We start from the raw sequence: 12,578 nt of genomic DNA, 5'->3' as shown, positions 1-12,578 counted from the left end.
TGCCCCGGGCGCGCCAGCCCGGGCGACCGGCGAGGTCCGATGGCAAACACCGGCATCATCCATTATCTGCAAACCAGCGACGCCATTACGCATGGCGTCGCCTATGTGCTGCTGGCGATGTCGATTGCGAGCTGGTGTTTCCTGATCGTCAAAAGCTGGATGCTGAGCCGCGCAAAGCGGCAAGGGCCGCGCGCCGTCGCGCGGTTCTGGCAGGCGCCGACGCTCTCCGATGGCGTCGCCACGTTAAGACTCGCGGATCGCGAGCATATCTTTTCCCCGTTGGCTGAAGCGGCGCTGCTGGCGTCGGAAGTCGAGACGCCGGGCGCGCTGCTCGCGCGCGTCGAGCGCAGCGAACGCGTACTGCGCGCGCTGCGCCAGGCGCTGCATCGCTCGCAGCGGCGGCTCGAGTTCGGTCAGGTGCTGCTGGCGTCGGTGGGCAGCACGGCGCCGTTCGTCGGGTTGCTCGGCACCGTGTGGGGCATTTATCACGCGCTCGGCAGCATCGCGCAGAGCGGGCAGGCGATGATCGAAAACGTCTCGGGCCCGGTCGGCGAGGCGCTGATCATGACGGCCTTCGGCCTCGTCGTCGCGATTCCCGCCGTGCTCGCCTATAACGTGCTGGGGCGGATGGTGCGGCAGGTGTCGGAGGAACTCGACGGCTTTGCGCACGATCTGCACGCATACGTCTGCGCACCCGCCGACGAAGCGCACGGCGCCACGCGCGGCGATCTGCGCGACGCGCAAGGTGCGCGGTCGCCCGCGCGGACGCAGGCGTAAGCGCAAATAAGCGCACATAACCGGCGAGAGCGAGGCACGGCACATGGCATTCGGCGGACTCGAACGACACAAGACAGCGGCGCCGATGGCGGACATCAACATGACGCCGCTCATCGACGTGATGCTCGTGCTGCTCGTCATTTTCATCATCACGGCGCCGCTTTTCACGCACGCGATCCGGCTGGATCTGCCGCGCGTCGCGGCCGCCGAGTCGCGCGAAACGCCGCAGACCATCACGCTGTCGATCGACGCGGCCGGCAAGCTCTACTGGAACGACAAACCCATCACGCTCGACCAGATGCGCGCGCAGTTCAACGACGCGGGCAAACAGAAGGAACAGCCGGAAATCCATCTGCGCGCCGAGCGCTCGACGCGCTACGAAGTGATCGCGCAGGTGATGGGCGCGGCGCAGCAGGCGGGGCTGGAGCGGATCGGCTTCGTGACGGAGCCGCCATCGGACGTTACGAAAGCTGGCGGACCGGCGACGGCGCCAGCCGCCGCGTCGTCCGCACAGTAGGGCGCATACGGCTTAAAACCCCCCGCGATCACGCCCAATCGGCACGCAATTGCCGCGCAAAACGCGGCGCATCCGCTCAATCGCGCGCGGCGTGAACCCGGCCGAACGGTATAATCAGCCCTTTCCCCTTGACGAAAGGGGAATCGACGAGACTTTCATCACGCAGAGCACCCCGCCGGTGCCGAAGCAACTGAACAGCGGCACCGAACAGCGATCCCATCACACCATGCACGAAAAATACGTTCCCTCCGACGTCGAATCCGCCGCGCAAGGACAATGGCGCGCCACCGACGCGTACAAGACGACGGAAAAGGCCGACAAGCCCAAGTTCTATTGCGTTTCGATGCTGCCGTATCCGTCGGGCAAGCTGCACATGGGGCACGTACGCAACTACACGATCAATGACGTGATGTACCGCTATCTGCGGATGAACGGCTACAACACGCTGATGCCGATGGGCTGGGACGCGTTCGGCATGCCCGCCGAAAACGCCGCGATGGCCAACGGCGTGCCGCCCGCAAAGTGGACGTACGACAACATCGCGTACATGAAGAAGCAGATGCAGTCGATGGGTCTCGCTATCGACTGGTCGCGCGAAGTCGCCACCTGCTCGCCCGACTACTACAAGTGGAACCAGTGGATCTTCCTGAAGATGCTGAAAAAGGGCATCGCGTACAAGAAGACGGGCACGGTGAACTGGGACCCCGTCGATCAAACGGTGCTCGCGAACGAGCAGGTGATCGACGGCCGTGGCTGGCGCTCGGGCGCGCTCGTCGAAAAGCGCGAAATCCCGATGTACTACATGCGCATCACGCAGTACGCGGATGAACTGCTGAACGATCTCGAAGGCCTCGGCTGGCCCGAGCGCGTGAAGGTGATGCAGCAGAACTGGATCGGCAAGAGCTTCGGCGTGAACTTCGGCTTTCCGTACGAACTGGATGGCGAGCAGAAGTTGCTGCGCGTGTTCACGACGCGTGCCGACACGATCATGGGCGTGACCTTCTGCGCAATCGCTGCAGAACATCCGCTCGCCACACGTCTCGCGCAAGACAAGCCCGAACTGCAGCCGTTCATCGACGAATGCAAGCACGGCGGCGTCGCCGAAGCCGACATGGCGACGATGGAAAAGAAGGGCATGGCCACGGGCTTTTTCGTCACGCATCCGCTGACGCAGGAAAAGGTCGAAGTGTGGATCGGCAACTATGTGCTGATGAGCTACGGCGAAGGCGCTGTGATGGGCGTGCCGGCGCACGACGAGCGCGACTTCGCGTTCGTGAAGAAGTACGGTATTCCTGTGAAGCAGGTGGTCGCCGTCGAAGGCCAGACGTTCTCGACGGACGCGTGGCAGGAGTCGTACGGCGACAAGGAAAACGGCGTCCTGATCAATAGCGGCAAGTACGACGGCCTCAAGTACGGCGAAGCCGTCGACGCGATCGCGGCTGATCTGAAAGCGCTCGACCTCGGCGACAAGCAAGTCACGTGGCGTCTGCGCGACTGGGGCATCTCGCGCCAGCGCTACTGGGGCACGCCGATCCCGATCATCCACTGCCCGTCGTGCGGCGACGTGCCTGTGCCGGAGAAGGATCTGCCCGTCGTGCTGCCGGAAGATCTCGTGCCGGACGGCACGGGCAATCCGCTCGCGAAGTCGGAAGCGTTCGTGAACTGCACGTGTCCGACGTGCGGCGCGGCCGCGAAGCGCGAAACCGACACGATGGACACGTTCGTCGATTCGTCCTGGTACTTCTATCGCTACGCCGCGCCGGACGCGAAGACGATGGTCGACGAGCGTACCGATTACTGGATGCCGATGGATCAGTACATCGGCGGGATCGAGCACGCCATTCTTCACCTGCTGTACTCGCGTTTCTGGGCGAAGGTCTGCCGCGATCTGGGCATTGTGAAGTTCGGCGAGCCGGCGAAGAACCTGCTCACGCAGGGCATGGTGCTCAACGAAACGTATTACCGCGAAAACGACGCGGGCAAGAAGACCTGGTACAACCCTGCCGACGTCACCGTCACGCACGACGACAAGGGCCGCCCGGTCGGTGCGACGCTGAATGCGGACGGCCAGCCTGTCGTGCTCGGCGGCGTCGAGAAGATGTCGAAGTCGAAGAACAACGGCGTCGACCCGCAGGTGCTGATCGACCAGTACGGCGCCGACACCGCGCGTCTCTTCACGATGTTCGCCGCGCCGCCTGAACAGCAGCTCGAGTGGTCGGGCGCGGGCGTCGAAGGCGCGAGCCGCTTCCTGCGCCGCGTGTGGGCGTTCGGTCAGGCGAACGAAGCCGCGCTGTCGCAGCGCGGCGCGTTCGATGCCGCGAAGCTCGCCGATACGGACAAGACGCTGCGCCGCGAAATCTATACGGTGCTCAAGCAGGCGGACTTCGACTATCAACGTCTGCAGTACAACACGGTCGTGTCGGCGGCGATGAAGATGCTGAACGCGATCGAAGGCGCGAAGGGCGCAAGCGCCGCCGTGCTGCACGAAACTTACGGCGTGCTGCTGCGCGTGCTGTACCCGGTTGTGCCGCACCTCACCTTTCAGCTGTGGCAGGAACTCGGCTATGAAGGCGAGTTCGGCAATCTGCTCGACGCTGCGTGGCCGAAGGTCGACGAAAAAGCGCTGGAACAGAGCGAGATCGAACTCGTGCTGCAGGTGAACGGCAAGGTGCGCGGCGCCGTGACGATCGCGAAGGATGCCTCGAAGGAAACGATCGAAGCCGCTGCCCTCGCGCACGAAATGTTCGCGAAGTTCAGCGAAGGCAAGCCGGCGAAGAAGGTCATCGTCGTGCCGGGCCGCCTCGTGAACGTCGTCGTCTGACGGCCGCGCCGATCTCGCCTTAACTGCGAACCAGGAGCTCATGTGACTCGCAGATCGTTTTTGACTCTGGCGTGCAGCGCGGCGCTGCTGTCCGCGTGCGGCTTCCAGCTGCGCGGACAGCAGGACTACGCGTTCAAGCGCCTTGCCATTTCGGGCGCGTCGGCGTCCGTCGCCGCGCGCCTCACGCGTATGGTGCAGGGCGGCAGCGACACGGTGATCGTGACGTCGCCCGGCAATGCCGACGCGATCCTGTCGGTGTCGGAAGGGCGCGGCACGGCTGTGCTGACGCTGAACTCGCTCGGGGTGGTGGAAGAATACGCGCTGAACTACTCGCTGAACTACACGCTGCGCGGCGCGGACGGCACCTTGCTGATTCCGCCGAGCTCGATCGCGCTGAACCGCGCGATGACCTATAGCGACCAGTTCTCGCAGGCGAAGGCTTCGGAAGCGGACATCCTCTACGCCGACATGCAGAACGATGCCGTCGATCAGCTGATGCGTCGTCTGGCCGTCGTGCGTTCGCTGCATCCGGCGCCGGGCCAGGAAGTGCCGGGCATCGCGCCGCGCGCGCCGCTGCCGCCGCCGCCGCTTTGATTCATCGCGTAACGCAGCTTTACCCGCTTTCACTCTCGAATATCCGTCGCCATGCAACTGCGTCTTGACGCGCTCGAAGCGCATCTCGCGAAAGGTCTCGCCGGTCTGTACGTCGTGTACGGCGACGAGCATCTGCTCGCGCAGGAAGCGTGCGACCGCATCCGCGCGGCGGCGCGCGCGGGCGGCTTCACGGATCGCACGGTCTTCACGGTGGAGCGTGGTTTCGACTGGAGTTCACTACTCGGCGCGAGCCAGTCGATGTCGCTGTTCGGCGACCGCCAGCTGGTCGAATTGCGCGTTCCGACGGGCAAGCCCGGCAAGGAAGGCGCCGACGCGCTGAAGACGCTGGCGGCTGCCGCGAATCCCGATGTGCTGACGCTCGTCACGCTGCCGCGCCTCGATGCGGCGACGCAAAAGGCCGGGTGGTTCACGGCGCTGGCTGATGCAGGCGTCGCGCTGAAAATCGATCCCGTCGAACGCGCGCAATTGCCGAACTGGGTCGGACAGCGGCTTGCGCAGCAGGGGCAACGCGTCGCAGCGGGCGAAGAGGGCAGGCGCGCGCTGCAATTCATTGCGGAGCGCGTCGAAGGGAATCTGCTCGCTGCGCATCAGGAGATTCAGAAGCTCGGGTTGCTGTATCCGTCGGGCGCATTGACGTTCGAGCAGGTGCACGATGCCGTGCTGAACGTCGCGCGTTACGACGTGTTCAAGCTCAACGAAGCGATGCTGGCGGGCGACGTCGGCCGTCTGTCGCGGATGATCGACGGTCTGAAGGGCGAAGGCGAGGCCGCCGTGCTCGTGCTGTGGGCCGTCGTCGAAGAGATTCGCACGCTGTTGCGCATCAAGCGCGGCGTCGAGGCGGGCAAGCCGCTCGCGATGCTGCTGCGGGAAAACCGCGTGTGGGGGCCGCGCGAGCGGCTCGTCGGACCGGCTCTGTCGCGCGTGACTGAGGCGTCGCTGGAAAAGGCGCTGGCGCTCGCGGCGAAGCTCGATCGACAGGTGAAGGGCTTGTCGGGTGGCACGCCGGGCAATCATCGCAACGATCCACCGCCCGACGCGTGGGCGGGGCTTTTCGAACTCGCGATGGCCGTGGCGGGCGCTTCTGCTTCACAGGCGCACGCCGCGCCGATGCGGCCCGCTCCGGCGCGACCGGCGCCAATGCGCCGACCGTCGTAGGCGTGTCGCACGCCTGATGGGGTTCCTCGCGGCTCCTGTGGCGCCGCGAACATCCGTCATCCAGGCCACGCGGCAGCCGTTCCCAGCCCGTGACACGGCGCCGCTGCGCCGAGCAGACTACTGTCACACGTCATACAATCGGCGGATCGTTCCGCTCTCAGAAATTGTCAGCCGCACTTCAGATAACGCTGAAGCATCGAGCGGCACAACGGGAATCATCATGGATATCGACCAGTACATGACCGACCTCGGCCGCCGCGCGCGTCACGCATCGCGTGCGATGGCGCGGGCGTCGACGGCGGCGAAGAATGCCGCGCTCGAAGCCGTTGCCGCCGCTATCGAGCGCGAGACGGCCACGCTGAAAGAAGCGAACGCGCGCGATCTGGCACGAGCGAAAGACAAAGGCCACGACGCGGCGTTCATCGACCGTCTGACGCTGTCCGACAAGGCGCTTAAGACGATGGTCGAAGGTTTGCGGCAAGTGGCGGCGCTGTCCGATCCGATCGGCGAGATCAGCAATCTCAAGTATCGGCCGAGCGGCATCCAGGTCGGCCAGATGCGCGTGCCGCTCGGCGTGATCGGCATCATCTACGAATCGCGCCCGAACGTGACGATCGACGCGGCCGCGTTATGCCTGAAATCCGGCAACGCGACGATTCTGCGCGGCGGTTCCGAAGCGCTCGAATGCAACACGGCGCTGGCCAGGCTGATCGGCGAAGGCCTTGAAAAGGCCGGTTTGCCCCAGGAAGCGGTGCAAGTTGTCGAAACCGCGGATCGCGCGGCTGTCGGCAAGCTGATCACGATGACCGAGTACGTCGACGTGATCGTGCCGCGCGGCGGCAAGAGCCTGATCGCGCGGCTGATCGAAGAAGGCCGCGTGCCGATGATCAAGCATCTGGACGGCATCTGCCATGTGTATGTCGACGATCGCGCGGACATCGCGAAGGCGCTGAACGTGTGCGACAACGCGAAGACGCATCGCTACGGCACCTGCAACACGATGGAGACGCTGCTCGTCGCACGCGGCATCGCGAGCGAGGTGCTGCCGGCGCTCGGCAAGCTGTATCGCGAGAAGGAAGTCGAACTGCGTGTCGATCCGGCGGCGCGCAAGGTGCTCGCGGATGCGGGCGTCGGCCCGCTGGTCGATGCGACGGAAGAAGACTGGCGCACCGAATATCTCGCGCCCGTATTGGCGGTGAAGATCGTCGACGGCATGGACGAGGCGATCGAGCACATCAACGAATACGGCTCGCACCACACGGACGCGATCGTCACGGAAGACCACGATCGCGCGATGCGTTTCCTGCGCGAAGTCGATTCCGCGAGCGTGATGGTGAACGCATCGACGCGTTTCGCCGACGGCTTCGAGTTCGGCCTGGGTGCGGAAATCGGCATTTCGAACGACAAGCTGCACGCGCGCGGGCCGGTCGGGCTGGAAGGGCTGACGTCGCTGAAGTACGTCGTGCTGGGCCACGGCGAGGGGCGTCAGTAGTCTTAAGAACCTAAAACGGAGAGCAAGATTGCAGATGCTGTGGGTCAAGACGTTTCACATCGTTCTGGTCGCGTCGTGGTTTGCGGGGCTGTTCTATCTGCCGCGTATCTTTGTGAATCTCGCGATGGAGACCGATCCGAATGCCGTCAAGCGTCTGCTGCTGATGGGGCGCAAGCTGTTCCGCTTCATGACGTTCATCGCCGTGCCGGCGCTGGCTTGTGGGCTGTGGCTTTGGCTCGCCGTGGGCATCGGCAGCGGGCAGGGCTGGATTCACGCGAAGGTGGGCGTGGTCGTGCTGCTTGTGATTTATCACGCGTATTGCGGGGTGCTACTGCGGACCTTCGAGCGCGGTGAAAACAGGCGCTCGCACAAGTGGTATCGGATGTTCAATGAGTTACCTGTTCTGGGGATGCTTGCGGCTGTGGCGCTGGTGGTGATCAAGCCGTTTTGAGCTTTTGATTTTCGAATGTTGACGGGGCTTCGGTCCCGTTGTTTTTTGCGGGTGCCGTTGCTGTCGATCCGCTTTCCAACTTATTTAATTTATAAGTAATCCTACGGAAAATCGTTAAGCTCACACTCACATCTGTGCAGTTCCGCCTCATTCAAAAGCACCCTTAGGTTGTGACCTCGACTTTGGGAGTCGTCCTATTCGTCGTGCTGACGGCTCCGTTGCGGGTCGTGCGAACACGGTGTCGGTGGGCTCCGCGGGCAATGAACGCCAGGTCGCGAACGTTGCAGCCGGTACGCAGACGACGGATGCCGTCAACGTCGGTCAGTTGAACGAGCCGATCGCGGCGGCCGTCGGCGATCTGCCGGCTGGCATGACCTCGAAGGACTACACGGATCAGCAGATCCAGAAGGTCCAGGCGGGTGTCAACGACGTGGCGCGCAACGCCTACTCGGGTATCGCGGCAGCGACCGCGCTGACGATGATCCCCGACGTCGATCAGGGCAAGACGATCGCGGTCGGCATCGGCGTTGCGTCGTACCACGGCTACGCGCCGACTGCGCTGGGTGCTTAGGCACGCCTCACGCAGAACATCAAGGTCAAGGTCGGCGCGGGCATCAGCGCGCAGGGCACAACCCTAGGTGTCGGCGGCTCCTGCCAGTGGTAAGCAATACGAGGTGAGCGCGAGGGCGGCGCAGTAGGGCCGCCTGAACGCAAGCAGTACGCTACAAAACGAAAAGGGCTCCTTCGGGAGCCCTTTTTGTGTTTATGCATCGCTCATGCATTCTTCAAGCGCACGTCGCTATGTCGCCACGCGACGCTGCGCAATCAGATCCTTCGCCCCCGCCAGCTTCTCAGCCAGTTCCGGACCGCGCTGCAGCGCGACGCCCACCGCCAGGATATCGCCGATCGCGAGATGCGACGTGCGCGAGGTCATCGGCGAAAAGATGTCGGTGTCTTCGTCGACGTTCGCGAACAGGCCGATCGACGCAATCCGTGCCAGTGGCGAATTCCCATGGGTTACCGCAATCACTTTTGCGCCCGCGGCGAGCGCGGATTTCGCCGCGTCGATGATGTCGCGCGTGCGCCCCGTGTTCGAGATCGCCACGACGACATCGCCTTCGCCCAGCAGCGCCGCCGACATCAGAAACGTATGCGGATCGGAATACGCGACGCTCGGCATACCGAGCCGGAAAAACTTGTGCTGCATATCGAGGGCAGCGATGCCCGAGCCGCCCGCACCGTAGAACTCGATGCGTTTTGCACGCGACAGCAGCTGGATCGCGGCCGCGACGCTATCGGAGGACAAATTGTTGCGCACCTGGATCAGCGCGCCGATCGTCCGGTCGAGTACTTTCGCCGCGACGCCGGGCGCGGGCTCATCGGGCCGCACGTCGCGATAAACGGCGGGCACCTCCGTTGCTATGCCTTGTGCGAGACGGATCTTGAATTCGCGGAAGCCCGAAAAGCCGAGCGCGTGACAGAAGCGCGCGATGGTCGGCTGGCTGACGCCCGCGCGCGCAGCGACTTCGGTCATCGACAGATCGAGCACTTCGCGCGGCGCCTCGATCACGTAGTCGGCGAGCTTGCGTTCGGAAGGGCGCATCTGATCGCGCATCGCTTCCACCTGGGACAGCATCATCGGAAATCTCGCACTATGCTGAAGAATGCGTGGACTATAGCTGATAGACGGATCAAGTACAAAAACTACATCTGTACTGTAGGTGATTACCCTGACGAAGTGCGTTCAGTCGCTGAAAGCACCAATGGACAATGGTTTGGCGTGACTCCGGGCGTTCCGCGGATTCAGCAACTGCCACATTGTGCGCGTGTAGTTTTTCTACTAATATCCCGGTTGCCGGCTTTCCATGCCGTTCCCCGCGATATCAATCTGGCGCAACGCGCGCATCAGCGCGAGCCAGCGACGAAGGAGCATCGATGGTTTCCCCGCATTCGCAACTGATGAAAGTCACGAAGCGCGTGATCGAGCGCAGCAAGCCGACGCGCGAAGCGTATCTGGCGCGCATCGACCAGGCGCAGGGCAAGTTCCCGGCGCGCGGCGCGCTATCCTGCGCGAACCTCGCGCATGGCTTCGCCGGCCTCGAAGGCAACGACAAGCTCGTCATCAAGCAGATCCGGCAGCCGAATATCGGCATCGTCTCGTCGTACAACGAGATGCTGTCGGCGCACGCGCCGTACAAGGATTTCCCCGAGATCATCAAGGCCGCCGCGCGTGAGAACGGCGGCGTCGCGCAGTTCGCGGGCGGTGTCCCGGCGATGTGCGACGGCATCACGCAGGGCAACGCAGGCATGGAGCTGTCGCTGTTCTCGCGCGAAGTAATCGCGATGAGCACTGCCGTCGCGCTTACGCACAACATGTTCGACGCGGCGCTGTGCCTCGGCGTGTGCGACAAGATCGTGCCGGGCCTGTTGATCGGCGCGTTGCAATTCGGCCATCTGCCGACCATTTTCGTGCCCGCCGGTCCGATGACGAGCGGCATTTCGAACGACGCCAAGGCGAAGGTTCGCCAGGAATTCGCGACGGGCCAATGCAACCGCGACGCGCTGCTCGAGTCCGAAGCGGCCGCGTATCACGGCCACGGCACGTGCACGTTCTATGGCACGGCCAACAGCAACCAGATGCTGATGGAAATCATGGGCCTGCATCTGCCGGGCTCGGCGTTCGTGCATCCGCATACGCCGCTGCGCGACGCACTCACCGCGCAGGCCGCGCGCCGCGTGCTCGATCTGACGGTGGAGCGCGGCAACTACATGCCGATCGGCCACGTGATCGACGAGAAGGCGATCGTCAACGGCATCGTCGGCTTGCTGGCGACGGGCGGCTCGACCAATCACACGTTGCATCTCGTGGCAATTGCGCGCGCGGCGGGCATCATCATCGACTGGGACGACTTCGACACGCTGTCGGCGTCCGTGCCGCTGCTCGCGAAGGTTTATCCGAACGGCAAGGCCGACGTGAACCATTTCCACGCGGCGGGCGGCATGGCGTTCCTGACGCGCAACCTGCTCGAAGGCGGCCTGCTGCACGACGACGTGAACACGGTCGCGGGCAACGGTTTGTCGCATTACACGGAAGAGCCGAAGTTGCTCGACGGCAAGCTGACGTGGGTGCCGGGCGTCGCGCAAAGCCAGGATTCGAGTGTGCTGCGTACATTCGGCGAGCCGTTCCAGCCGGACGGCGGTCTGCGTCTGATGCAAGGCAAGCTCGGTCGCGGTGTCATCAAGATTTCGGCGGTCGCGCAGCAGCATCGTACGGTGAAGGCGCCTGCCATCGTGTTCGATTCGCAGGAAGCCGTGCAGGAAGCATTCGATAACGGCGAACTGAAGCGCGACTTCATCGCCGTCGTGCGCTTCCAGGGCGCGCGGGCAAACGGTATGCCTGAACTGCATCGTTTGACGCCGCTGCTCGGCGTGTTGCAGGATCAGGGTTTCCATGTCGCGCTCGTTACCGACGGACGTATGTCCGGTGCATCTGGCAAGGTACCCGCCGTGATTCACGTGTCGCCAGAAGCGCTGCTGCAGGGACCGCTCGGCAAGGTGCGCACGGGCGACAAGCTCGTGATCGATGCGGAAGCCGGCCTGCTCGACATCGAAATCGACGACGCCGAATGGGCTGCGCGTCCGATTGCCGTGTCGCAGCATCAGGCCGAAAACGAAGTCGGTTTCGGCCGCGAACTGTTCGGCGTGTTCCGTGCTGCGGCTGCGCCGGCGGAACTGGGCGCGTCGGTGTTCGGGTCGCTGGTCGGCGAAGCGCCGCAAGCCACGCAGCACGCGGAACGCGCGCCGGCCGCTAGCGAAGCCACTCACGCAATGCAGAAATAAGTGCAGAAATAAGCGATAAGGAGTTTGAAGATGACGTCGAAAACAGTCAGCGAAATCGTGCGCCTCGGACCGGTGATTCCCGTCCTCGCATTCGATACCGTCGAACAGGGCGAACACGTCTCGCGCGCGCTGCACGCGGGTGGCGTGAAAGTGCTGGAAATCACGCTGCGCACGCCGGCAGGCATCGAGGCGATCAAACGCGCGAGCCAGCTTGCCGAGGACATCGTCGTCGGTGTCGGCACGATCACGAAGCCCGAGCATTGCGAGCAGGCGAAGAAGGCGGGCGCGCAGTTCGGCGTGTCGCCCGGCCTGACGAAGGACATGCACAAGGCCGCGCAGGACGCCGGTCTGCCGCTTCTGCCCGGCGTGATGACGCCGAGCGACATCATCGTCGCGCTCGAACTCGGCTATGAAATCGTCAAGTTCTTCCCGGCGCAGCAGGCGGGTGGCGTGCCGATGCTGCAAGCCTTCCACGGCCCGTTCCCGGCACTGAAGTTCTGCCCGACGGGCGGCATCACGGCGGAAAGCGCGCCGAACTTCCTCGCACTGCCGAACGTGGTGTGCGTCGGCGGTTCGTGGCTCACGCCGAAGGCCGCGCTCGCCGCGCAGAACTGGGACGAAGTCACGCGTCTCGCGCGCGCTGCCAGCGAACTGGCTGCTCCCGCACATTGACGCGCTGCACCGCGTTTTGACGCAGCGTGCAACCGGCATTCGAGAACCTCGCCGTTTCAGCTCTGACGGGCTGCAGCGGCGAGGTTTTTTATTTTTCCGCGGGTTTATTCCGTGCGCGGTATTCGTCAACAAACAGTAAAATTCAGCGTCCGCGAAAGCGCCCGTTTTGCAGGCGTTTTTAGCATCCGGAAGCGGGCGAGGTGCAGCAGCACTTTGCAATTCCAACGAACAAACCAAC

10 protein-coding genes and 1 pseudogene are annotated in these 12,578 nt (G+C 63.9%); 10 read left to right on the top strand and 1 reads right to left on the bottom strand.

What is annotated here, in order from left to right:
• Positions 1–39 precede the first annotated feature (39 nt).
• The 8 genes and pseudogenes from QEN71_RS26965 to QEN71_RS26930 form a co-directional block, all read left to right on the top strand.
• Positions 40–777: a MotA/TolQ/ExbB proton channel family protein gene (locus tag QEN71_RS26965; RefSeq protein ID WP_201655769.1), complete on the top strand. Its 738-nt coding sequence runs from the start codon at positions 40–42 to the stop codon at positions 775–777.
• 43 nt (positions 778–820) lie between these two features.
• Positions 821–1,294, top strand: coding sequence for an ExbD/TolR family protein (locus QEN71_RS26960; RefSeq protein WP_201655766.1), 474 nt, complete (start codon positions 821–823; stop codon positions 1,292–1,294).
• A gap of 226 nt (positions 1,295–1,520) precedes the next feature.
• Positions 1,521–4,115 (top strand): leucine--tRNA ligase, encoded by a 2,595-nt coding sequence (gene leuS / locus QEN71_RS26955; RefSeq protein WP_201656050.1) that lies wholly within the window; start codon positions 1,521–1,523, stop codon positions 4,113–4,115.
• 42 nt (positions 4,116–4,157) lie between these two features.
• Complete coding sequence (locus QEN71_RS26950; protein ID WP_201655763.1) at positions 4,158–4,709, top strand: LPS-assembly lipoprotein LptE; 552 nt, start codon at positions 4,158–4,160, stop codon at positions 4,707–4,709.
• Positions 4,710–4,760: 51 nt separating this feature from the next.
• Entirely contained in the window at positions 4,761–5,885 is a 1,125-nt protein-coding gene (holA, locus tag QEN71_RS26945) for a DNA polymerase III subunit delta (RefSeq protein WP_201655759.1), read from the top strand.
• Positions 5,886–6,105: 220 nt separating this feature from the next.
• Positions 6,106–7,377, top strand: coding sequence for a glutamate-5-semialdehyde dehydrogenase (locus QEN71_RS26940; RefSeq protein WP_201655756.1), 1,272 nt, complete (start codon positions 6,106–6,108; stop codon positions 7,375–7,377).
• Between the two features lie 34 nt (positions 7,378–7,411).
• Positions 7,412–7,828: a CopD family protein gene (locus QEN71_RS26935; RefSeq protein WP_201656046.1), complete on the top strand. Its 417-nt coding sequence runs from the start codon at positions 7,412–7,414 to the stop codon at positions 7,826–7,828.
• A 208-nt stretch (positions 7,829–8,036) separates the two neighbouring features.
• Positions 8,037–8,492 (top strand): annotated as a pseudogene (locus tag QEN71_RS26930) (YadA-like family protein); the annotation flags it as partial.
• Positions 8,493–8,627: 135 nt separating this feature from the next.
• Here the strand turns inward: QEN71_RS26930 and QEN71_RS26925 are convergent.
• The gene (locus QEN71_RS26925; protein ID WP_201655753.1) at positions 8,628–9,467 is read right to left on the bottom strand and encodes a MurR/RpiR family transcriptional regulator; all 840 of its coding nucleotides are present in this window, start codon (positions 9,465–9,467) and stop codon (positions 8,628–8,630) included.
• Positions 9,468–9,763: 296 nt separating this feature from the next.
• On the opposite strand from QEN71_RS26925, the gene edd reads away from it, so the two are divergent.
• The gene (gene edd / locus QEN71_RS26920; protein ID WP_201655750.1) at positions 9,764–11,668 is read left to right on the top strand and encodes a phosphogluconate dehydratase; all 1,905 of its coding nucleotides are present in this window, start codon (positions 9,764–9,766) and stop codon (positions 11,666–11,668) included.
• Positions 11,669–11,698: 30 nt separating this feature from the next.
• Positions 11,699–12,340, top strand: coding sequence for a bifunctional 4-hydroxy-2-oxoglutarate aldolase/2-dehydro-3-deoxy-phosphogluconate aldolase (gene eda, locus QEN71_RS26915; RefSeq protein WP_201655747.1), 642 nt, complete (start codon positions 11,699–11,701; stop codon positions 12,338–12,340).
• Positions 12,341–12,578: the final 238 nt, after the last annotated feature.

Source organism: Paraburkholderia sabiae (assembly GCF_030412785.1).
Taxonomy (GTDB): Bacteria; Pseudomonadota; Gammaproteobacteria; order Burkholderiales; family Burkholderiaceae; genus Paraburkholderia; species Paraburkholderia sabiae.
Note: the sequence above shows the minus strand (reverse complement) of the source record. Positions and strands in the feature narration are given on the sequence as shown.